We start from the raw sequence: 408 nt of genomic DNA, 5'->3' as shown, positions 1-408 counted from the left end.
TGCTGGCGCAGGCCAACCAGGTGCCACAGACCATGCTGTCTCTGCTGCGTTAATCGCAAACGCGCAGCCTTCAACGGAGCCAGCTGGCTCCGTTTTTTTTTATTTCCGGAAGAGAGTAGCCACAGCGGCGTTGCTAATTTTCTGATTATTAACATCTATTTTTTGTCAGCAAAGACGACAAAATCAATATTAAAAAGAGTGAAGTTTTTGCGCAGCCTGTCGATAACTTTAATACGGTGTTGAACCGCAGGCCTGAAGGGCTGAATTATCTCTCTTAATAAAGGAAACTTGCTATGGCAGTGATTAATACCAACACATTGTCGCTGACGACTCAGAACAACCTGTCCAAGTCTCAGGCTTCTCTGGGTACCGCTATTGAGCGTCTCTCTTCTGGTCTGCGTATTAACA

Annotated in this window: 1 pseudogene; it reads left to right on the top strand. The window is 45.8% G+C overall.

Annotated features, from left to right (window positions below):
• Nucleotides 1-293: 293 nt before the first annotated feature.
• Nucleotides 294-408, top strand: a pseudogene (locus QMM04_RS23190) (flagellin FliC); the annotation flags it as partial.

This window comes from Pantoea sp. Pa-EAmG (genome assembly GCF_030024295.1).
Lineage (GTDB): Bacteria > Pseudomonadota > Gammaproteobacteria > Enterobacterales > Enterobacteriaceae > Pantoea > Pantoea dispersa.
Note: the sequence above shows the minus strand (reverse complement) of the source record. Positions and strands in the feature narration are given on the sequence as shown.